The sequence below is a fragment of the Paraburkholderia sp. J11-2 genome (genome assembly GCF_905220185.1).
Lineage (GTDB): Bacteria > Pseudomonadota > Gammaproteobacteria > Burkholderiales > Burkholderiaceae > Paraburkholderia.
Genome location: NZ_CAJMYY010000001.1, coordinates 14,903 through 34,608 on the forward strand (window position 1 = coordinate 14,903; position 19,706 = coordinate 34,608).

The following is a 19,706-nucleotide window of genomic DNA, read 5'->3' on the forward strand; positions in this document are numbered from 1 at the left end:
GAGCGGAACAGGGGCGTTCACTCTACTGCCGCCCGCGTCCCAATAAACCAAACACCCGCTGCACGTCAGGGTCATCACCCCTTCTGCAACAACGCCTTCAAGCTCGCCAGCCGGTCCTTTGGCGTCATCGGCGCCTCTTCGGCGGTTGGCGGCGGCGCGTCGTCGAGGCCCATTTCCGGAATGAAGCGCGACGCCTCGCACACCACCGTCTCGCGCGCCCGCTTGCGCTTCTTGCACCAGTTCAGATGCAGGCTGCGCTGCGCACGCGTGATCGCCACGTACATGAGGCGGCGTTCTTCTTCGATGCGCCCTTCGTCGATCACGTCGTCTTCCGAGCCGCCGCGGTGCGGCATGATGCCCTCTTCCACGCCTACGAGGAACACGTGCGGATACTCGAGCCCCTTTGACGCGTGCACGGTCGAAAGCCGCACGGCGTCCGGGTCCTCTTCCTTGCCTTCGAGCATCGACATCAACGCGACAGTTTGAATGAGGCCCATGAGGTTCTTGCCGGTGTCGGCGAGACCGTCGGCGTTGTCGTAGCCGGTCGCCTCACTGTCTTCGCCGATCTCCTGCTCGGGCTTCGTGCCCTTGCGCTTGAGCCACTCCATGAATTCGAGCACGTTCTGCCACTTCGACTGCGCCTGGCGCTCGTCGAAGGCGTCGTACAGATACGCCTCGTAGTGAATCGCGTCCATGAGCTCGTCGAGCACGACGGTCGCCGGGTCTTTATGCGCGCGCTCGGCGAGGCGCTGCATGAAGTCGCAGAACACGCGCATCGGCTCGACCTGGCGCGCCGAAAGCCGCGCCTCGATACCGCCCATGTACACGGCCTCGAACAGCGACACCTTCGCCTGCCCCGCGAACGAACCGAGCGCTTCGAGCGTGGTGTTGCCCACGCCACGGCGCGGCGTGGTGATCGCGCGGATGAACGCGGGATCGTCGTCGTGATTGGCGATCAGACGCAGGTAAGCGCAGATGTCCTTGATCTCGGCCTTGTCGAAGAACGACTGGCCGCCCGAGAGCACGTAGGGAATGCGCTCGCGGCGCAGCACCTGCTCGAAAATACGCGCCTGAAAGTTGCCGCGATAAAGAATGGCGTAGTCGCGAAACTGCGCGCGCCGCTCGAACTTGTGCGCCGAAAGCCGGAACACGACCGACTCGGCCTCGTGCTCTTCGTCGTTGCAGGGCGTGACGGTGATGGTGTCGCCCATGCCGTGCTCGGACCAGAGCTTCTTTTCGAAGAGCTTCGGGTTGTTCGCAATGACGTTGTTCGCTGCCGTGAGAATGCGCACCGTCGAACGGTAGTTCTGCTCGAGCTTGATGACGTGCAGCTTCGGAAAGTCCTTGCCGAGCTGCGCGAGGTTTTCGAGCGTGGCGCCGCGCCAGCCGTAGATCGCCTGGTCGTCGTCGCCCACGGCCGTAAACGCCGCGCGCGGGCCCGCCAGCAGTTTCAGCAGCTCGTACTGGCAGGCGTTGGTGTCCTGGTACTCGTCGACGAGCAAATAGCGCAGTTTGTTCTGCCACCGGTCGCGCACCTGCTCGTTCTTCGCGAACAACTCGGCAGGCAGGCGGATCAGGTCGTCGAAGTCCACCGCCTGATAGGCATGCAACGTCGCCATGTAGTTGCGATACACGATGGCCGCCTGGTGCTCGTCCTCGTTCGACGCCGTGGCCAGCGCCTGTTCGGGCATCACGAGACCGTTCTTCCAGAGCGAGACGATCGACTGGATCTTGCGGATGAAGCCTTTGTCCGTCGATCCCACCTGTTCCTGGATCATGGCGAAGCAGTCGTCGGAATCCATGATCGAGAACTGCGGCTTCAGGCCCAGGTGTTCGGCTTCCTGGCGCAGGATCTGCACGCCCAGCGAGTGGAACGTGCAGACGGTGAGCTGGTTGGCCGGCACCTTGCGGCCTTCCTTGCCGGGCGTGGTGAGCGTCTTGCCTTCGAGCAGCTTGCCCACGCGCTCGCGCATTTCGGCGGCGGCCTTGTTGGTGAAGGTGACGGCGGCGATATGGCGCGGCTCGAAGCCTTTCGCTTCGATGAGGTGCGCGATCTTCTGCGTGATCACACGCGTCTTGCCACTGCCCGCGCCGGCGAGCACGAGACAGGGACCGTCGAGATAGCGCACCGCTTCGTTCTGGGCGGAATTGAGGCCTGCGGACATCGTTGCTGGATTGGAAAAACGGGTGGTACGGCTGGGATGCGGGAATTCGTGGCGCCAAGGCTTCGGGTAATAACCGCCGAAGCGCGGCGCACCGCACGGCGCGAGGCGTGCGAACGTCGCAGCGGCCTCTCACGCGGGAGGTGCGATGTTAACACGGCCGGCGTTACGCCGATGCCGCCCCTCATGCTGTGCCACCTGGTCCCTTGCTTCGCCGCCCATCCGTCCCTCGCCGCGTTCCGCACGCTCTGCGCGCCGTGCCACAATAACGGGCTCCCGCCACCCGCACTCGCTGGAAAAAGGAAGCGCTAAATGACTGCACCGCTGCAAATCGGCCTGATGGGCTACGGCTTCGCCGGCCAGACCTTCCACGCCCCCGTGATCGCGCATAGCGGCGCCGCGCAGCTCGCGGCCATCGCAACGAGCCAGGGCGAGCGCGCCCAGGCCGACTATCCCGACGCCGCGATCGTGCCCGACCTCGACGCGCTGCTCTCGATCGACGCGATCGAATGCGTCGTGATCGCCACGCCCAACGACACGCACTACGAACTCGCGCGCCGCACGCTCGAGCGCGGCAAGCACGTGCTCGTCGACAAGCCGGTCACGCTCACTGCCGACGAGGCGCGCACGCTCGCGTCCATCGCGAAGCAGCGCGGCCTCGTGTTCGCGCCGTTCCACAACCGCCGCTGGGACGGCGACTTCCTCACCGTGCGCGAGCTGATCGCGCGCGGTGAACTCGGCCGCGTCACGCACTACGAATCGCATTTCGACCGCTTCCGCCCGCAAGTGAAGCAGCGCTGGCGCGAAGACGCCACGCGCGGCGGCGGCCTGCTCTACGATCTCGGCCCGCATTTGATCGACCAGACGCTCGCGCTCTTCGGCGCGCCCGAGTCGATCACCGCCTTCGTCCACACGCGCCGCGAAAACGCGAGCGCGCCGGACTACGTCCACCTCGTGCTGCGCTATCCGAGCCACGACGCCGTGCTGCACGCCAGCGCGCTCGCCGCGTACGCACCGCGTTTTGCGATTCATGGCACGCGCGGCAGCTATTTGAAGAACGGGCTCGACACCCAGGAAGATCAGCTCAAGGACGGCCTGCGTCCGGGCCAGCCCGGATTCGGCGCGGGCAACGAGGCCGGCCGCCTGCATGTGCTGCGCGACGACGGCCAGGAAGCCGATATCGAAGTGCCCAACGCAGCCGGCAATTACGCCGACCTGTACCGCGCGCTCGCTGCCGCGATCCGTGAGGGCAAGCCGTTCCCGGTGAGTCCGCAGGACGCCATTGACGTCATGGCGCTCATCGAGCTCGCCATGCAAAGCGCGCAGGAAGGCCGCACGCTGGCGTTCGCGCGCCGGTCCTGATCGCCCTGGCTTGCGCCTTCGGCGGCGGCGTCGACCTTGCATGGCGCCGACGCTGCTGAAAGGTCCACACAAATGGTTACATCTGGTTGCCGCTGCCGGGTCATCACGCGGCAATAGCCAGACGTTTGTAGACGTGCAGGCAAAAAGCTGCAACGACAAGACAAAGGAGAGTCTGAATGACCCGCTACACCCACGCGCTACGTTTTATCGCCGCTGGCGCGCTCGTCTCGACCCTCGCCGCGTGCGTGGTGAACCAGCCAGCGCCGCGCCCCGCGCCGCCTGGCCCCGCTGCGGGCCCAAGCGCGCACGAAGTCGCCGTCGATCGCCTGCATCAGGTCGATGGCCGTATCGACAACCTGGGCCATCGCATCGACATGCGCGTGAATCAGGGCTACTACCCGCCGCCGCAGGGCAACGCACTCCATCACCGCCTCGAAACGATCCGCGGTGAGGCGCACGACATGGCCGCACAGCATGGCGGAGGCATTTCGCCCGACGAGCAGCGCGTGCTGAACGAAGAACTCGACACGGCCGCCCGCGCCATCGGCGAGTAAGCATTACACGCGTTGGCGCCCCGGCCTGCAGGCACGGACCGCGCTCGCGGTTCGTGCACCGCTGCGGTCCACATTCGAACCGCCCCCGTTTTTAATCTGCGACGCACAACGCGTGCTGCCACCGGGCGCAAGCCAATGCCAACACGGCTCACGGCCCGCTACCCGCGCCGCACGCAGAATTTTTCCGCATTGACATAGCCCCGAGGCGTCGCGCACAATCGCTGCGCGCGCCGGGAGAGCGCGCCGCTTGTCTTAGCTTGTTTTCGCTAGTGCAATCGGCGCCGCCGAAGGGGCAACCCACAAACTCTCAGGCAAAAGGACCGTGCGCGCCGGACCGCTGATTCGCCGTCTTTGCGCTTTTTGCGCGACATAACGCGAAGCAGCTAATTAGTCCGCAACTCTGGAGAGCGGCAGTAGAACGAACGGCGGCGGAAAATTTCCCCCACGCGTTCAGGCTGCCCACCGAAGGGGCGCGCGCCAGCATCAACGGCGCAATCTCTCAGGTACCGAGGACAGAGGGGCCATGCAAGAACCGACCACGGGCATCGTGCCTGCGGCGCTTCCTGCATGGCCTTTTTCGTTTTCGCGCGACTATTCGCGACCGCCTGAGGCCCCATGACCGAACTCAAACGCACCCCGCTGAACGACACGCACCGCGCGCTGAACGCCCGCATGGTCGACTTCGGCGGCTGGGACATGCCCGTCAACTACGGCTCGCAGATCGACGAGCATCGCGCCGTGCGCACCGACGCCGGCATGTTCGACGTCTCGCATATGTGTGTCGTCGACTTTTCGGGCCCGAAGGCGCGCGAGTTCTTCTCCCGCGCGCTCGCCAACAACGTCGCCAAGCTCACCACGCCGGGTAAGGCGCTGTACTCGTGCATGCTGAACCCCGAAGGCGGCGTGATCGACGACCTGATCGTCTACTTCTTCGCCGACGACCAGTTCCGCACCGTCGTCAACGCCGGCACGGCCGAAAAAGACATCGCGTGGTTCGAAAAGCTCAACGCCGAAGGCGGCTTCGGCCTCACCATCACGCCGCGCCGCGATCTCGCGATCGTCGCCGTGCAGGGCCCGAACGCGCGTGAAAAGGTCTGGCAGGTCGCGCCCTCGTCGCGCAGCGCCACCGAAGCGCTCAAACCCTTCAACGCCGCGAAGATCGAAGCCACGCCGTTTGGCGAACTGATGATCGCGCGCACCGGCTACACCGGCGAAGACGGCTTCGAAATCGTGCTGCCCGACGCCGCCGTGTGCGAATTCTGGGACGCCCTGCAGCGCCAGGGTGTGAAGCCGTGCGGCCTCGGCGCGCGTGACACGCTGCGCCTCGAAGCGGGCATGAACCTCTACGGCCAGGACATGGACGACGGCGTCTCCCCGCTCGACGCAGGCCTCGCCTGGACTGTCGACATGAAGGAGCCGCGTGACTTCGTCGGCCGTGCGGTGCTGGAAGCGAACGGCTCGCGTTCGGCCTTCGTCGGCCTGATCCTGCAGAAGGAAAACGGCAAGGCCGGCGGCGTGCTGCGCGCACACCAGAAAGTGCTCACGCCGCATGGCGAGGGTGAGATCACGAGCGGCACGTTCTCGCCGAGCATGCAGGAATCCATCGCCTTCGCACGCGTGCCGCAAGGCGTGCAGCCGGGCGATGTCGTGCAGGTGCAGATCCGTGACAAAGCCCTTCCCGCAAGCGTGGTAAAACTGCCGTTCGTGCGCAACGGCAAGGTGCTCGCCGCCTGATCCGCGAGGATCCTGCCGCCGCGCACGCCCTCCCCTTTCAAGCAACAAAAACCGAACCACGCACTGGAGCAACCATGAGCATCCCGGCCGATCTGAAATACACCGAATCGCACGAGTGGATCCGCACCGAAGCCGACGGCACGCTGACCATCGGCATCACCGACCACGCGCAGGAAGCGCTCGGCGACATCGTCTTCCTCGAGCTGCCGGAAGCCGGCCGCGCGGTCGCCGCTGGCGACGCCGTTGCCGTGATCGAGTCGGTCAAGGCCGCCTCGGACATCTACGCGCCGGTCGCTGGCGAGATCATCGAAGCCAACACGTCGCTCGTCGACACGCCCGACCAGGTGAACGGCGCGCCGTACGAGTCGTGGCTCTTCAAGATCAAGCCCGCCGCCGACGCCAAGCTCGACTCGCTGATCGACGCCGCCGCCTACGAAAAGGCGATCGGCGCGTAAATCTCAACCGCACCGGCGCGGCGGCGGACTTAGCCAGTTCCGTCGCCCGCGCCAGCAGTAAAACCCGGAACCCCTATGAAGCTCGAACACCCGGATCGTCTGATGAACTCCCCGCTCTCGCTTGCTGCGCTCGAAGCGCACGACGCTTTCGCCGCCCGCCACATTGGCCCCGACACGGCCGACCAGCAGGCGATGCTCGACGCGCTCGGCTTCGCCTCGCGCGCCGCGCTGATCGATGCGGTGATTCCGGCGAAGATCCGCCGCACCGAGACGCTGCCGCTCGGGCCGTTCTCGCAGCCGCGCTCGGAAGCCGAGGCGCTCGCCGCCCTGCGCGCGCTCGCGGACAAGAACCAGGTGTTCCGCTCGTATATCGGGCAGGGCTACTACGACACGCACACGCCGGCCGTCATCCTGCGCAACGTGCTCGAAAACCCGGCGTGGTACACCGCGTACACGCCGTACCAGCCGGAAATCTCGCAGGGCCGCCTCGAAGCCCTGCTGAACTTCCAGCAAATGATCACTGACCTGACGGGCCTCGCGATCTCGAACGCATCGCTGCTCGACGAGGCCACCGCCGCCGCCGAAGCCATGACGCTCGTGCAGCGCGTGGGCAAGTCGAAGTCGAACGTGTTCTTTGTCGCCGACGACGTGCTCGCGCAGACCATCGAAGTCGTGAAGACGCGCGCGAAGCCGATCGGCATCGAGGTGAAGGTCGGTCCGGCCGCTGAAGCCGCTCAAGCGGGCGCCTTCGGCGTGCTGCTGCAGTATCCGGGCGTGAACGGCGACGTGCGCGACTACCGCGCGCTCGCGCAAGCCGTGCACGCCGCCGGCGGCGCGGTCATTGCCGCCGCCGACCTGCTCGCGCTCACCGTGCTCACGCCCCCGGGCGAATGGGGCGCGGACGTGGCCGTGGGCAACTCGCAGCGCTTTGGCGTGCCGATGGGCTTCGGCGGCCCGCACGCCGCATATCTCGCGGTGAAGGACGAATTCAAGCGCCAGATGCCGGGCCGTCTCGTCGGCGTGACCATCGACGCACAGGGCAACCCGGCCCTGCGCCTCGCGCTGCAAACGCGCGAACAGCACATCCGCCGCGAGAAGGCCACCTCGAACGTCTGCACGGCGCAAGCGCTGCTCGCGATCATGGCGAGCATGTACGCCGTCTACCATGGCCCGCAAGGCTTGAAGCGCATCGCGCAGCGCGTGAACCGCGTCGCCGCGATCCTCGCCGCGGGCGCGAAGCAACTGGGCTACACGCTCGTCAACGAAGCATTCTTCGACACGCTCACGTTCGAAGCGGGTCCGCGCACCCAGGCGCTGCACGACGCGGCGCTCGCGCGCGGCATGAACCTGCGCCACGTGAGCGAGACGCGTGTGGGCGTGAGCGTCGACGAAACCACCTCGCGCGCCGATCTGGCCGACCTGCTCGCCGTGTTCGCGCAAGGCGCGTTTGCCGGCGAAGTGCCTTCGCTCGACAAGCTCGACGCCGAACTCACGCAGAACGCCGCTTTGACGTTCCCGGCCGCGCTTGCGCGCGAAAGCGCGTACCTCACGCACCCGGTGTTCAACCGTCACCATTCGGAAACGGAAATGCTGCGCTACCTGCGCAGCCTGTCGGACAAGGACCTCGCGCTCGACCGCTCGATGATTCCGCTCGGCTCGTGCACGATGAAGCTCAACGCGACCTCGGAAATGCTGCCGGTCACGTGGCCCGAATTCGGCCGCATCCACCCGTTCGCGCCGGCTGAGCAAACGGTCGGCTATCGCGAGATGGTCGATCAGCTCGAACAAATGCTCGTGGCCGCTACCGGCTACGCCGCCGTCTCGCTGCAGCCGAACGCGGGCTCGCAGGGCGAGTACGCGGGCCTGCTCATCATCCAGGCGTACCACGCCTCGCGTGGCGAAGCGCATCGCAACGTCTGCCTGATTCCCGCTTCGGCGCACGGCACGAACCCCGCTTCGGCGCAGATGGCCGGCATGCAGGTGGTCGTGGTTGCCTGCGACGCGCAAGGCAACATCGATATCGCCGACCTGAAGGCCAAGGCCGGGCAGCACGCGGCGAAGCTCGCGGCGATCATGATCACGTACCCCTCGACGCACGGCGTGTTCGAAGAGAACGTGCGCGAAGTCTGCGAAATCGTGCACGCGGCGGGCGGCCAGGTGTACGTGGACGGCGCGAACATGAACGCAATGGTCGGTCTCGCGGCGCCCGGCCAGTTCGGCGGCGACGTCTCGCACTTGAACCTGCACAAGACTTTCTGCATTCCGCACGGCGGCGGCGGCCCGGGCGTAGGTCCGGTCGCGGTTGGCGCGCACCTCGCGCAGTTCCTGCCGAACCAGCTTTCGTCGGGCTACAAGCGCGACGACCACGGCATCGGCGCGGTCAGCGCGGCGCCCTATGGCTCGGCTTCGATCCTGCCGATCTCGTGGATGTACATCGCCATGATGGGCGCGGCCAACCTGACCGCCGCGACCGAAAACGCGATCCTCAACGCGAACTACGTGGCAAACAAGCTCGCGGCGCACTTCCCGGTGCTCTACAGCGGCCCGGGCGGCCTGGTCGCGCACGAGTGCATTCTGGACCTGCGCCCCATCAAGGACGCGAGCGGCATCAGCGTGGACGACGTGGCCAAACGCCTGATGGACTACGGCTTCCACGCGCCGACCATGAGCTTCCCGGTGCCGGGCACGCTGATGGTCGAGCCGACCGAGTCGGAGTCGAAGGAAGAGCTGGACCGCTTCATCGACGCGATGGTTGCAATCCGTGAGGAAATCCGCGCCGTGGAAGAAGGCCGCGCGGACAAGGAGGACAACCCGCTGCGCCACGCGCCGCACACGGCTGCCGTCGTGGTCGCCGACGGCTGGAAGCACGCCTACTCGCGCGAGCAGGCCGCATACCCGGTCGCGTCGCTCGTCGCGCGCAAGTACTGGCCGCCGGTTGGCCGCGCCGACAATGCGTATGGCGACCGCAACCTGTTCTGCTCGTGCGTGCCCGTTAGTGAATATGCGGGCGAATATGCCGACGAAACGGCAGGCGAATAAGCCTGGTCCCGGCCGCTGCGTTATCCCCGGATAACGCAGCGGCAGTCATCCCTCTCACATTTGCCGCCGCAAACCGCTAACATCACACACCTGTCAGCCTTGAATCAGGGAGTCGCGCATGGCGCGGAAGGTGGGAACGGATCTACTGCGGGTTCCACTGCGGGACTTGCCGCATACCGCAACGCGCAATTCGGTCCGGCAGACCCGGCACGCGCGCGGCACGTTGCAAAGCCGCCCGCAACGCGTTGCCGCCGCGCTGGCGTTCGCCTGCGCAACGCTTACCGGCACGTTCGCCGGCACAGCCCACGCGGCCATGAACTTCTGCGCGGCACCAGCGCTGCAATCGAGCGAGCGCACCAACGCCGACCCGGGCGTGAAGGCGCTCGTGGCCGAGGTGCTGACGCACGTGAACGACACGCCGCGTCCGCTGGCACGCCTTCACACCGAGGGCACGCTGCCGCACGAGGGTATCTACGATCAGAGCGTCGAGGCCGCGAAGGAACTCGACCTCATGCGCAACGCCGCGCTCGCGTGGCGCGCAACGAGCGACGAACGCTTCCTGAGGCTCGTGGACCGCTTTCTGCTCGCGTGGGTCACCACATACAAGCCGAGCTTCAATCCGATCGACGAAACGCGCTTCGAAGGGCTGATACTCGCCTACGACATGACTGCGAGCGCGCTGCCCGTGAAAACGCGCAATGCGACCATGCAGTTCCTGAACAGCTTCGCGAACGGCTACATCGCGCAGATCGACGCGCAGCCGCGCCCGCTCAAGGGAACTTTCGCGAACAACTGGCAGAGCCATCGGGTCAAACTGGTCGCGATGATCGCGTTCACGCTCGACAACCGAAAAATGATCGCGACGGCGCAGCGGCTTTTCGTGGAGCATCTCGGCGACAACGTCGCGCCCGACGGCTCGACACTCGACTTCACCGAGCGCGACGCGCTGCACTACGTAACCTACGATCTGCAGCCGCTCGTGACGGCCGCGCTCGCCGCGCGACGCCACAACCGCAACTGGCTGACCGAGCGCGCGGCCAACGGCGCCACGCTCGCGGCTGCGCTCGACTGGCTCACGCCCTATGCGCTCGGCCAGAAAACGCACGAAGAATTCGTCCATTCGAACGTACCGTTCGACGCGAAGCGGCGCGAAGCGGGCCTGCCCGGCTACACCGGACAGTGGGACCCGAAGAACGCCGCGGAACTGTTTCACCTGGCCGCGCGGCTCGACGGCCGCTTTGCGCCAGTCGCGCTGAAACTCGCGCCCACGCCACCCGCGTGGCTCGCCGTCTGTCTGCCGTTGCCGGCGCGCTAACAAGCGCACGGGTTGCGGCGGCGGCACGGAACTAACGATGCCGCCAAAAGCGTCGCATCCCCACAAACGTCAGACAAGCAGGAGCAGTACCCATGGCAGTAAGCGTTTTCGATCTCTTCAAAGTCGGCATCGGGCCTTCGAGCTCGCACACGGTCGGGCCGATGCGCGCGGCGCTGATGTTCGCCGAAGGACTCGAGCGCGACGACCTGCTCGCGCGCACCGCCGCCGTGAAAGTCGAGCTGTACGGCTCGCTCGGCGCAACCGGCAAGGGCCACGGCACCGACCGCGGCGTCATGCTGGGCCTCATGGGCGATGCGCCCGACACCGTCGATCCCGACACCATCAACGCACGCCTCGAAGCGGTGCGCACCTCGCGCCTGCTCGCGCTGCTAGGCCGTCATACGATCGGCTTCGTGCCGAAGGAGCATGTGGCGTTTTATCGCCAGGCGCTGCCCGAGCACCCGAACGGCATGAAGCTGCGCGCGCTCGACGCGACTGGCGAAACGCTGCGCGAGAGCACGTATCTCTCGGTGGGCGGCGGTTTCGTCGTCACGGCCGGCGCGCCGAACACGAAGGTGCTCGCCGCCGCGCAACAATTGCCGCATCCGTTCACCACGGGCGCGCAGCTGCTCGCGCTGTGCGCCTCGACGGGTAAGAGCGTCGCGCAGTTGATGCTCGAAAACGAGCGTGTCTGGCATAGCGACGAGCAGATTCGCTCAGGTCTCCTGCGCATTTGGGACGTGATGCAGTCGTGCGTCTCGCGCGGTTGCGGCGTCAACAATCCCGACGCCGACGGCACGCTGCCCGGCCCCTTCGCCGTGAAGCGCCGCGCGCCGCAGCTGTATCGCGCGCTCACCAGCAACCCCGAACGCGCGCTGCAAGACCCGCTCTCGATGATCGACTGGATCAACCTGTACGCGATCGCCGTGAACGAGGAAAACGCCGCGGGCGCTCGCGTGGTGACCGCACCGACCAACGGCGCAGCGGGCATCATTCCCGCCGTGCTGCACTACTACGTGCGCTTTACGCCTGGCGCGAACGAGCAAGGCGTGATCGACTTCCTGCTCACCGCAGCCGCCATCGGCATTCTCTACAAGCTCAACGCGTCGATCTCCGGCGCGGAAGTGGGCTGCCAGGGCGAAGTGGGCGTGGCCTGCTCGATGGCCGCGGGCGCGCTCGCAGCCGTCCTGGGCGGCACGCCGCTGCAAGTGGAAAACGCCGCCGAAATCGGCATGGAACACAACCTCGGCCTCACCTGCGATCCCGTTGGCGGCATGGTGCAGATTCCCTGCATCGAACGCAACGCCATGGCTTCCGTGAAGGCCGTAAACGCCGCGCGCATGGCGCTGCGCGGCGACGGCGCGCACTATGTCTCGCTCGACTCCGTCATCAAGACGATGCGCGAGACCGGCGCCGACATGAAAACGAAGTACAAGGAGACCTCGCGCGGCGGCCTCGCGGTGAACATCGTCGAGTGCTGATGCGTTAAAGCGCTGTCGCCTTGCCTGAGCTATCCAGACGTAATCACGTAACGATTGAAGGAGACTTGACCGCCATGCAGCAGCCGAACGCATCCGCCACCACCGAAGCCACCACCACCGGGGCTCGCCTCGTCGTCGATGCCCTCGTCGCCAATGGCGTCGAGCGCGTGTTCTGCGTACCGGGCGAGAGCTATCTCGCGGTGCTCGATTCGTTATCCGACGAAACCGCGAAGATCGAAACCGTGGTGTGCCGTCACGAGGCGGCGGCGGCGAACATGGCGGAAGCGATCGGCAAGCTCACGGGCAAGCCGGGCGTTGCGCTCGTCACGCGCGGGCCGGGCGCCACGCACGCCTCGATCGGCGTACACACGGCGTTCCAGGACTCCACGCCGATGATCCTGCTGATCGGCCAGGTCGCGCGCGAGCAGATGGACCGCGAGGCGTTCCAGGAGATCGACTATCGACGCATGTTCGGCCAGATGGCCAAGTGGGTCACGCAGATCGACGACGCGCGCCGCGTGCCTGAATATCTGAGCCACGCGTTCCATATCGCGATGTCGGGCCGGCCGGGCCCGGTCGTGCTCGCGCTGCCCGAAGACATGCTGAGCGGCACGATTCCTGCATCCGAAGCGCAACCCATCGCGCCGCCCGCGCAACGCGTGCAGGCCTCGCCTTCGGCCGCGCAGATGGAGCGCGTGCGCGAACTGCTCGCGGGTGCGAAGAAGCCATTCGTGATCGCGGGCGGACATGGCTGGAACACCCAGGCGTGTGCTGATTTCCAGCGCTTCGTCGAAAACTGGCAATTGCCGGTCGGCCTCGCGTTCCGCTTTCAGGACACGCTCAACAACGAGCATCCGAACTACGCGGGCGACGTGGGTCTCGGCGTGAATCCGGCGCTGGCCAAACGCATTCGCGAAGCGGACGTGCTGCTCGCGCTCGGTCCGCGTCTGGGCGAATCGACGACGGGCGGCTACACGCTCTTCGACATTCCCAAGACGAAGCAAACGCTCATTCACGTGCACCAGGGCGCGGAAGAACTCGGCCGTGTGTATGCAGCGGATCTGCCGATCGTCTCCGGCCTCGCGGAAATTGCGGCGCTGCTCGCCGAACTGCCCGCACCGGCTCAACCCGCGTGGGCCGGCAGCGCCGCCGAAGCGCACGAGGCATGGCACGCATGGCGCAAGCCGCTGCCGATGCCAGGCGACGTGCAACTCGGCGAAATCATGCAGCAACTGCGCGCACGCCTGCCCGACGACGCGATCGTCACGAACGGCGCGGGCAACTACGCGACATGGCTGCATCGCCACTTCGCGTATCGCCACTTCCGCTCGCAACTCGCGCCCACGAGCGGCGCGATGGGCTACGGCGTGCCGGCCGCGATCGCCGCGAAGTCGCTCTATCCTTCGCGCACCGTGGTCGCGCTCGCGGGCGATGGCTGCTTCATGATGGCCTCATCGGAACTCGCCACGGCGATGCAGTACGGGCTCAATGTCGTGTTCATCGTCGTGAACAACGCGCACTACGGCACGATCCGCATGCACCAGGAGCGCCACTATCCGAATCGTGTGCACGGCACGCAACTCACGAACCCTGATTTCGCGGCGTTTGCGCAGTCGTTCGGCGCGCATGGCGAAGTCGTCACGGCCACGGCGCAATTCGCAGGCGCACTGGAGCGCGCGCTCACGGCCGGCAAGCCTGCGCTGATCGAAATCCGCGTGACGAAGGAAGCGAGCACGCCTGCGGCGACGCTCGAACAGATTCGCGAGGCGGGCAAGAAAATGCGCGGAGAGTGACTGAAAAGGAATCCTGAATAAGCTCACCTTTCGAGCCGGACGGGTAGTCCTGAGCACACAAACAAAAGCCCCGCAGATCTTTCGATCGTGCGGGGCTTTTGACTTCAGCCGAACGTCAGGCGCTTACTTGCCGCCCACGCTTTGCAGCGTCGTCCACTTGCCGTCGACAACCTTGTACAGCGTGATGCCACCGTTCTTCAGGTCGCCGCGCTGGTCGTACGCGAGGTCCGACGTCGTGACAGCCGGCATGCTCGTCTTCGCGAGGAACGGCAGGTACTTCGCCGGGTCCGTCGAGTTGGCCTTCTTCATTGCCGCGAACATGGCCATTGCGCCGTCATAGGCGTACGGCGAGTACGTCTGGACGTCTTCGCCGAAGCGCTTCTTGTACTTCGCGACGTAGTCCTTGCCACCCGGCATCTGGTCGAGCGGCAGGCCGGCGAGCGATGCCACCGTGCCGTTCGCCGCGTCACCCGCGATCTGCAGGAAGGTCGGCGTGTGCACCATTTCGCCGCCCATCAGCGGAGCCTTGATGCCGAGCGACTTCATCTGCTTGACCATCGGTGCCGCTTGCGAATCCGCGCCGCCGAAGTAGACCAGGTCGGGGTTCATCGCCTTCGCCTTCGTCAGCACCGACTTGAAGTCGACGGCCTTGTCGTTGGTGTACTCGCGGTCGATGATCGTGCCGCCCGCAGCCTTCGCTGCCTTCGAGAACTCGTCGGCGAGACCCTGGCCGTAAGCCGTGCGGTCGTCGATCACGACGATCTTCTTCATGCCCAGGCTCTTCACTGCGAACGCGCCCGCGACCGAACCTTGCTGCGTGTCCGAGGTCATCATGCGGAACGTCGTGTTGAAGCCTTGCTGCGTGTACTCAGGCGCCGTCGCCATGGCGATCTGCGGGATGCCCGCGTTCGCGTAGATGCGCGAAGCCGGGATCGTCGTGCCCGAGTTGAAGTGACCGAGCATGCCCTTGATGCCGTCGTCGACGAGCTTCTGTGCGACCGTCGTGCCCGTGCGCGGGTCAGCCTGATCGTCGGCCGAGTCGAGCACGAAGTGAACCGGCTTGCCGCCGATCATGGGCTTCGTCGCGTTGATGTCTTCGACTGCGAGCGTGATGCCGTTCTGGAAGTCCTTGCCATAGTGCGCCTGCGCACCCGTCATCGGACCGGCGAAACCGATCTTCACGTCTTCGGCTTGTTGTGCGTGCGCAGTCCCCGCCAGCGACAGGGCGGCGACAAGCGTCGCGCCTGCCAGCTGCTTCATCGTGTGTTGCATTGCTTCTCCTTGGTACCAGGTATCGAACGAGCGGCTTCGGATTCGTGAGCCTTGCCGCTTCCTTGTCTTGAGACGACCGACAGTATGGCTTGTGGTTAACCGATCGTCATCAGATTTGCATTACCGCCTGCTGCTGCCGTATTCACGCTGACCGAACGTTCCGCGAGCAGTCGTTCGAGAGCGTAATCTTCATCGCCGTTGGCGAGTGCGTGCGCGGCCACCCCTTGCACCGAGACGATCGGGCCAGGACGCTTCGCCACTTCCTTCACGAGTGCGAGCAGCTCGTCGCTATCGCCTTCGAAGAGGACCGCATCGAAGTCGGCGTCGGCCGTCTTCTTGATCGCCACGTGCGCCTTGAGCGCCGCCGGGAGCGCGTTCACCAGCGCTTCGCCCGCCGCGCCCTGGAACAACGCGCGGTTGCCCGTTGCCAATGCAACGGCGAGTTGTGCGCGTGCGCCCGTTGCCGTGGAAGGCACGCACAGCACGGTGCCGCGCGCCGAAAGCGTGTACGTGTTGCGCTCGCCCGTCGGGCCCGGCAGCACCGCCGTGGCGCCTGCGAGCACGTATTCGAGGTAGCCGTCGCAGCGTGCCGCGAGCGCGGGCTCGCGCTCGGCGATGAGCCAGTCGCGCAGCGTCGTGAGCGCAGTCTGCGCCGATTGCGGCGCGCCGTTGTTGCCTTCTGCAGCTTGCGGCGCATCCACGACGAGCACATCGGCGAGCGACTTCGGCAGACCGGCCGGACGCTTCGCGAGCAAACGCGAGAGATACAGCGCGCCACCCGCCTTCGGACCCGTGCCCGACAGACCTTCACCGCCGAACGGCTGCACGCCCACCACCGCGCCGATGACGTTGCGGTTCACGTAGATATTGCCCACATGCGCGCGGCCGATCACATGCGCGATCGTTTCGTCGATACGCGTGTGAATGCCGAGCGTGAGGCCGTAGCCGGTTGCGCGGATCTGCTCGAGCAGCTTGTCGAGCTGGCTGCGGCGATAGCGCACCACGTGCAGCACCGGGCCGAACACTTCGCGCTTGAGTTCGTCGAGGCTGTCGAGCTCGATGAGCGTGGGCGGAACGAACGTGCCTTGTGCGCAGGTCTCGGGCGTCGGCATCTGCTGAACCTTGCGGCCCTTTTCGCGCATGCCTGCCACGTGCGTATCGATGCCGCGCTTCGCGTCGACGTCGATCACGGGGCCAACGTCGGTCGAGAGGCGGTCGGGGTTGCCCACCGCGAGTTCCTTCATGGCGCCCGTGAGCATTTCGAGCGTGCGGTCCGCCACGTCATCCTGCAGGCACAGCACGCGCAGCGCGGAACAGCGCTGGCCAGCCGAGTCGAACGCGCTTTGCAGCACGTCGGCCACGACCTGCTCCGCGAGCGCCGACGAATCGACGATCATCGCGTTCTGGCCACCGGTTTCGGCGATCAGCGGAATCGGGCGGCCTTCGGAGTCGAGGCGCTCGGACAGCGTCTTGTTGATGAGGCGCGCAACTTCCGTCGAGCCCGTGAACATCACGGCACGCGTGCGGTGATCGGCGACGAGCGCCGCGCCCACGGTTTCGCCGTTGCCCGGCAGCAGTTGCACCGCGCCCGCCGGCACGCCGGCTTCGCGCAGGATGCGCACGGCTTGCGCGGCGATCAGCGGCGTTTGTTCAGCGGGCTTCGCGAGCACCGTGTTGCCGGCTGCGAGCGCGGCGGCCACCTGACCCATGAAAATCGCGAGCGGGAAGTTCCACGGGCTGATACACACCACGGGGCCGAGCGGACGATGCGTGTCGTTCGAGAACTCGTCGCGGATCTGCGTGGAGTAGTAGCGCAGGAAGTCGATTGCTTCGCGAATTTCGGCCACGGCGTTCGGCAGCGACTTGCCCGCTTCGCGCACGATCAGGCCCATCAGCGTGTGCATTTGCGCTTCGAGCAGATCGGCGGCGCGCGCGAGGCAATCGGCGCGCGCTTCGACGGGCGTCGCCTGCCAGATCGGCGCGGCGGCCACGGCATGCGAAAGCGCGGCGCTCACGTGCTCGCTCGTGGCTTCCACGACGGTCCCGACGAGATCGCGATGATCGGCGGGATTGCGCACGTCGCGCGCGGCGCCGTCCGCGATGTCGTTGTCGGCGAGCATCGGCGCGGCGCGCCACGGGTGATGAGCGCTCGCCAGCAGCGCCGACGAAAGCGACGCAAGACGATGCTCGTTCGAGAGATCGAGGCCCATCGAATTGGAGCGCTCGTTGCCGTACAACTCGCGCGGCAGCGCAATCTTCGCGTGCGGCGCGCCGAGCGGCACGACCTTCGCGGCTTCGTCGATCGGGTTCGCGACCAGTTCGCTCACCGGCACGGTCTCGTCGGCAATGCGGTTCACGAACGACGTATTCGCGCCGTTTTCGAGCAGGCGGCGCACGAGATACGCGAGCAGCGTTTCATGCGTGCCGACCGGCGCGTAGACGCGGCACGGACGGTTGAGCTTGCCTTGCGCGAGCGGGCCCGTGACTTCTTCGTACAGCGGCTCGCCCATGCCGTGCAGGCACTGGAATTCGTACTGGCCGGGATAGTAGTTCTGGCCCGCGAGGTGATAGATCGCCGAGAGCGTGTACGCGTTGTGCGTGGCGAACTGCGGATACACGGCATCAGGCGCGCCGAGCAGCTTCTTCGCGCAGGCGAGGTACGACACATCGGTGTAGATCTTGCGCGTGTACACCGGGTAGCCTTCGAGGCCATCCACCTGCGCGCGCTTGATTTCCGTATCCCAGTAGGCGCCCTTCACGAGGCGCACCATGATGCGGTGACGGCTGCGGCGCGCGAGATCGACGATGTAGTCGATCACGAACGGGCAGCGCTTCTGGTAAGCCTGCACCACGAAACCAATGCCGTTCCAGCCCGCCAGTTCCGGGTCGAAGCACAGCGCTTCGAGCAGGTCGAGCGAGAGTTCGAGGCGGTCGGCTTCTTCGGCGTCGATATTGAGGCCGATGTCATAGCGGCGAGCAAGCACGGCGAGCGCGCGCACGCGCGGCAGCAGCTCGCCCATCGTGCGTTCCTGCTGTGCGCGCGAGTAGCGCGGGTGCAGCGCGGAGAGCTTGATCGAGATGCCCGGGCCTTCGTAGATCCCGCGTCCGCCCGCGGCCTTGCCGATGGCGTGGATCGCCTGCTCGTACGATGCGTAGTAGCGCTGAGCATCGGCTTCGGTCGTTGCGGCTTCGCCGAGCATGTCGTACGAGTAGCGGAAACCGCGCGCTTCGAACTTGCGGCTGTTGGCCAGCGCTTCCGAGATGTTCTCGCCCGTCACGAACTGCTCGCCCATCAGGCGCATGGCCATGTCCACGCCCTTGCGGATCAGCGGCTCGCCGCCCTTGCCGATCATGCGCGTGAGCGCCGAAGAAAGGCCGGTTTCGCTGTTCGTCGTGACGAGCTTGCCGGTGATCATGAGGCCCCAGGTCGCGGCGTTCACGAACAGCGACGGCGCATGGCCCACGTGGGACTTCCAGTCGCCCTTGCTGATCTTGTCGCGAATGAGCGCGTCGCGCGTAGCGCGGTCGGGAATGCGCAGCAGCGCTTCGGCGAGGCACATCAGCGCCACGCCTTCCTGGCTCGATAGCGAAAACTCGTGGATCAGGCCTTCCACGCCGCCGCCGGTACCCTTCGCGCGCAGCGTTTCCACGAGCTTGGTGGCGAGCTTCGTGACGTCGCCGGTGAGGTTGACCGGCAGGCGCGCCTCGCCGATCAGGAACGGCACGCACTCCGGCTCCGGGCGGCGGTACGCAGCCGTGATGGCCGCGCGCAGCACCGACTGCGGTTGCACGTTCTGCGCGAATTCGAGGAACGGGTGCGAGGCTGCGTCGTCGTCCTCGGCGGTAGCACCTTCCGCGAGATCGGTCGCACCGACATGCCCGTTGAGTTCGGGAGGCAGCTGGCCGTGCTCGATTTTCTCGAGGTAGGCAAAGATGGCTTGCTTGATGAGCCAATGCGGCGTGCGCTCGAGCCGCGTGGCGGCGTCCTTGAGGCGGGAGCGGAGGAGATCGTCGACTTTGACGCCAAGTGTGGTGCTAGCCATGTTTCCTTCGTATGCCGGCACATCCGCACCGGCGGTGACTAAAAAGTTGGCGAATCGTAACCCTACAAATAAAAAGGTGCAACCACTCTCTCAATATGGTTGCACCACTGTGGAAACCTTGTACAGCCGGGCTTTGCGGCCGATGGCCGCCCACCGGGCCGCGCGGGTTGCGCTCGGTATTTTCCCTGGTCCAGCAACACGCAGGACAACCCTAATCGATTCCGCGGCCGTGCCGTTATACAAACAGAGCGGGGGTTGTTCACAAGAAAGAGCGAAGGGACCGGAAAATGGAAAAGCTGCTGGTAATCGCAGGGATCTGGACGATGTGCGCCATGTGCGCCGTGCTTTTCATGCGCGGCGCGACGGCGCCGGATGAACGCCGCATGAGCTTGAAGCGCGCGGCGCATAGGGACGCGGCCGATACGGTCGGCCAGTAAGGAAGGGAACGGGAAGTCGATGCCGGGTGGCCCCGCTGTTGCCTTAGGGTGCACGTCAG

12 protein-coding genes and 2 riboswitches are annotated in these 19,706 nt (G+C 66.0%); of the genes, 9 read left to right on the plus strand and 3 right to left on the minus strand.

The window, feature by feature from the left end:
• Nucleotides 1–74: 74 nt before the first annotated feature.
• Nucleotides 75–2,165, minus strand: a complete 2,091-nt coding sequence (locus U5A57_RS00095) for a UvrD-helicase domain-containing protein (protein ID WP_321907146.1) — start codon at nt 2,163–2,165, stop codon at nt 75–77.
• A 309-nt stretch (nt 2,166–2,474) separates the two neighbouring features.
• Between U5A57_RS00095 and U5A57_RS00100 the strand changes: the two genes are divergently transcribed.
• From U5A57_RS00100 to U5A57_RS00135, 8 genes are all read left to right on the plus strand, one after another.
• Nucleotides 2,475–3,524: an oxidoreductase gene (locus tag U5A57_RS00100; protein WP_321907147.1), complete on the plus strand. Its 1,050-nt coding sequence runs from the start codon at nt 2,475–2,477 to the stop codon at nt 3,522–3,524.
• Nucleotides 3,525–3,700: 176 nt separating this feature from the next.
• Entirely contained in the window at nt 3,701–4,078 is a 378-nt protein-coding gene (locus U5A57_RS00105; RefSeq protein WP_321907149.1) for a hypothetical protein, read from the plus strand.
• Nucleotides 4,079–4,299: 221 nt separating this feature from the next.
• Nucleotides 4,300–4,410: riboswitch (glycine riboswitch) on the plus strand.
• Between the two features lie 58 nt (nt 4,411–4,468).
• Nucleotides 4,469–4,604: riboswitch (glycine riboswitch) on the plus strand.
• Between the two features lie 89 nt (nt 4,605–4,693).
• Nucleotides 4,694–5,812 carry a glycine cleavage system aminomethyltransferase GcvT gene (gene gcvT / locus U5A57_RS00110; RefSeq protein WP_321907151.1) on the plus strand — a complete coding sequence of 373 codons (1,119 nt, stop codon included), beginning with the start codon at nt 4,694–4,696 and terminating at the stop codon, nt 5,810–5,812.
• A 74-nt stretch (nt 5,813–5,886) separates the two neighbouring features.
• Entirely contained in the window at nt 5,887–6,267 is a 381-nt protein-coding gene (gcvH, locus tag U5A57_RS00115; RefSeq protein ID WP_321907153.1) for a glycine cleavage system protein GcvH, read from the plus strand.
• Nucleotides 6,268–6,342: 75 nt separating this feature from the next.
• A complete protein-coding gene (gene gcvP, locus U5A57_RS00120; RefSeq protein WP_321907154.1) occupies nt 6,343–9,306 on the plus strand; it encodes an aminomethyl-transferring glycine dehydrogenase in 2,964 nt (987 codons plus the stop codon).
• A 313-nt stretch (nt 9,307–9,619) separates the two neighbouring features.
• Entirely contained in the window at nt 9,620–10,621 is a 1,002-nt protein-coding gene (locus tag U5A57_RS00125; RefSeq protein WP_321907782.1) for an alginate lyase family protein, read from the plus strand.
• A gap of 92 nt (nt 10,622–10,713) precedes the next feature.
• Complete coding sequence (locus tag U5A57_RS00130) at nt 10,714–12,102, plus strand: L-serine ammonia-lyase (RefSeq protein WP_321907155.1); 1,389 nt, start codon at nt 10,714–10,716, stop codon at nt 12,100–12,102.
• Between the two features lie 74 nt (nt 12,103–12,176).
• Nucleotides 12,177–13,895, plus strand: coding sequence for a thiamine pyrophosphate-binding protein (locus U5A57_RS00135; RefSeq protein WP_321907157.1), 1,719 nt, complete (start codon nt 12,177–12,179; stop codon nt 13,893–13,895).
• A 123-nt stretch (nt 13,896–14,018) separates the two neighbouring features.
• Here the strand turns inward: U5A57_RS00135 and U5A57_RS00140 are convergent, their stop codons facing one another.
• Together U5A57_RS00140 and putA are read right to left on the minus strand one after the other, a co-directional pair.
• Nucleotides 14,019–15,167, minus strand: a complete 1,149-nt coding sequence (locus tag U5A57_RS00140) for a branched-chain amino acid ABC transporter substrate-binding protein (protein WP_321907159.1) — start codon at nt 15,165–15,167, stop codon at nt 14,019–14,021.
• A gap of 95 nt (nt 15,168–15,262) precedes the next feature.
• Complete coding sequence (gene putA / locus U5A57_RS00145; RefSeq protein ID WP_321907161.1) at nt 15,263–19,210, minus strand: trifunctional transcriptional regulator/proline dehydrogenase/L-glutamate gamma-semialdehyde dehydrogenase; 3,948 nt, start codon at nt 19,208–19,210, stop codon at nt 15,263–15,265.
• A 287-nt stretch (nt 19,211–19,497) separates the two neighbouring features.
• On the opposite strand from putA, the gene U5A57_RS00150 reads away from it, so the two are divergent.
• On the plus strand, nt 19,498–19,647 hold the full coding sequence (locus U5A57_RS00150) for a hypothetical protein (protein WP_321907162.1): 150 nt from the start codon (nt 19,498–19,500) through the stop codon (nt 19,645–19,647).
• The last annotated feature ends 59 nt before the right edge of the window (nt 19,648–19,706 follow it).

Coding starts and splice junctions, on each gene's coding strand:
- U5A57_RS00095 (WP_321907146.1), bottom strand. CDS start 2,165: ATGTCCGCAGGCCTCAATTCCGCCCAGAACGAAGCGGTGCGCTATCTC.
- U5A57_RS00100 (WP_321907147.1), top strand. CDS start 2,475: ATGACTGCACCGCTGCAAATCGGCCTGATGGGCTACGGCTTCGCCGGC.
- U5A57_RS00105 (WP_321907149.1), top strand. CDS start 3,701: ATGACCCGCTACACCCACGCGCTACGTTTTATCGCCGCTGGCGCGCTC.
- gcvT (WP_321907151.1), top strand. CDS start 4,694: ATGACCGAACTCAAACGCACCCCGCTGAACGACACGCACCGCGCGCTG.
- gcvH (WP_321907153.1), top strand. CDS start 5,887: ATGAGCATCCCGGCCGATCTGAAATACACCGAATCGCACGAGTGGATC.
- gcvP (WP_321907154.1), top strand. CDS start 6,343: ATGAAGCTCGAACACCCGGATCGTCTGATGAACTCCCCGCTCTCGCTT.
- U5A57_RS00125 (WP_321907782.1), top strand. CDS start 9,620: ATGAACTTCTGCGCGGCACCAGCGCTGCAATCGAGCGAGCGCACCAAC.
- U5A57_RS00130 (WP_321907155.1), top strand. CDS start 10,714: ATGGCAGTAAGCGTTTTCGATCTCTTCAAAGTCGGCATCGGGCCTTCG.
- U5A57_RS00135 (WP_321907157.1), top strand. CDS start 12,177: ATGCAGCAGCCGAACGCATCCGCCACCACCGAAGCCACCACCACCGGG.
- U5A57_RS00140 (WP_321907159.1), bottom strand. CDS start 15,167: ATGCAACACACGATGAAGCAGCTGGCAGGCGCGACGCTTGTCGCCGCC.
- putA (WP_321907161.1), bottom strand. CDS start 19,210: ATGGCTAGCACCACACTTGGCGTCAAAGTCGACGATCTCCTCCGCTCC.
- U5A57_RS00150 (WP_321907162.1), top strand. CDS start 19,498: ATGGAAAAGCTGCTGGTAATCGCAGGGATCTGGACGATGTGCGCCATG.